The organism is Bacteroides sp. CAG:633 (assembly GCF_000435115.1).
Taxonomy (GTDB): domain Bacteria; phylum Bacteroidota; class Bacteroidia; order Bacteroidales; family Bacteroidaceae; genus Bacteroides; species Bacteroides ndongoniae.
The window spans coordinates 1-1,545 of sequence record NZ_FR882986.1 but is presented as its reverse complement, the minus strand read 5'-3'; the positions used below and the strand labels follow the sequence as shown (position 1 = coordinate 1,545).

At 54.8% G+C, this 1,545-nt stretch carries 2 protein-coding genes; one reads left to right on the top strand and one right to left on the bottom strand.

What is annotated here, in order from left to right; all coding sequences use genetic code 11:
- Positions 1 to 112: 112 nt before the first annotated feature.
- On the bottom strand, positions 113 to 1,033 hold the full coding sequence (locus QVP67_RS02025) for a helix-turn-helix domain-containing protein (RefSeq protein ID WP_022161891.1): 921 nt from the start codon (positions 1,031 to 1,033) through the stop codon (positions 113 to 115).
- Between the two features lie 153 nt (positions 1,034 to 1,186).
- Between QVP67_RS02025 and QVP67_RS02020 the strand changes: the two genes are divergently transcribed.
- Positions 1,187 to 1,545 (top strand): hypothetical protein (locus QVP67_RS02020; protein ID WP_288179803.1); only part of this gene is annotated, 359 nt, incomplete at its 3' end.

Genomic DNA, 1,545 nt, shown 5'->3' with positions numbered 1-1,545 from the left:
AACTTGTATGTTTGCATCATGTTTGGTGTTTTTTTGAATCACAAGCAAAGTTCATGTTTTTTTCCGTTCGTTGTAACGTAGGAAGTTAATTTTTTGTTGTCGGGACAGGCGGTTACTCTGCTTGCGGAGAAGAGCACGCCTCGCTGCGCTGCCCGTTGGTCCGGAACTGCTGGGGCGACAGGCCGGCGTTGGCTTTGAAGAATTTGCCGAATGCCGACTGGTCGGAGAAGTGCAGGCGGTCGGCAATGACCTGTATGCTGAGGTCGGTGTGCAGCAGCAGGCGGCAGGCTTCGGCATAGAGCAGACCGGTGATGAAGTAACCGGCTGTTTTCTGTGTAGTCTGGCGGATGATGCGCGACAGGTAGGTGGTCGAGACTGAAAGGCTGTTGGCATAGAAGGCGATGCAGTGCTCTTCCTTGTAGTGGCGGGTCAGAAGGGTGATGAAACGCTGGAAGAGGACTTCGGCATGGGTAAGGGCGGCCGGACGGGTGGGCGTCTGTCCTTCGATGAGTTCGAGCACTTGCAGCAGGCAGGTGTGCAGCAGGTGGTGCAGGATGTCCTCCTGATAATTTCCCGGCCGGAGGATGTGTCGGCTGATTTCTTCCATGCTGCGGGCAAGGGCTTCGGTGTCGGCATCGCTCAGGCGGAGAACGGGGAAATCGGTCTGGCAGAAGAAAAGCGAGTAGGTCTGATAGGCAGGTCGGGTAGATAGCAGGTGCTCAAACAGTTCCCGTTCGCATAGCAGGTGAAGGGCTGTGAAGTCGTCGCTCTGGCAGTTGAGCGAGACGAGCAGGCTGGGCCAGAACAGCAGCAGGTCGCCCGGGCATACCGTCCGTTCGCGGCAGTTGAGCGAGAAGACGGCAGTTCCCTTTTGAACCAGTACGAACGAGAAGATGTCGGCAAAGGCTGGCGGGATGGTGTCGATGTTGACTAGCCGGTTGTCCATGCGGAAACAGGCGATACGGTTTCTGTACACCTCCTTTACCTGATGATATTCCATCAGTTCGCTTAGTCTGATAATCTGCTCTTTCATCGGATTCCTTATACGGGTTCTGTCCGGTAAAGATACGCTTTGTTTCGTATTTAACCAATTCCGGTTCCTGTTTTAACAGCATTTACCGAGGAGGAATGCTGAAATTTGCAGTCGGAAAACAAACGGATGTCCTATTGATAAGACGTAAAGAATATGAAGAAACAATGGATTTATACAGGAGTTCTGGCACTCCTGGCCGTCTGCACGCAGCGTGCGGCGGCACAACAGGAAGTCACCTTGCACGATGCCGGCGGCAAGGAGATAAAGGTACCCATGCGCAAGGCTTTGCCGGTCAGTGCAGACCGTGTGCGCTATCCGGGTTTCAGGCAGGAGACACTGGTGCTGAAGGCCGGCAGTGTGCGTCGCGAGGGAGCCAAACCGCTGACCTGCGACATTCTGCTGGAAAGAGATGTTCCCATCAAACTGCGCGACGGTGTCACCATCTATGCCGATGTGTTCCGTCCGACCGATGGCAAACCCTGTCCTGCCATCCTGGTGTGGAGCCCTTACGG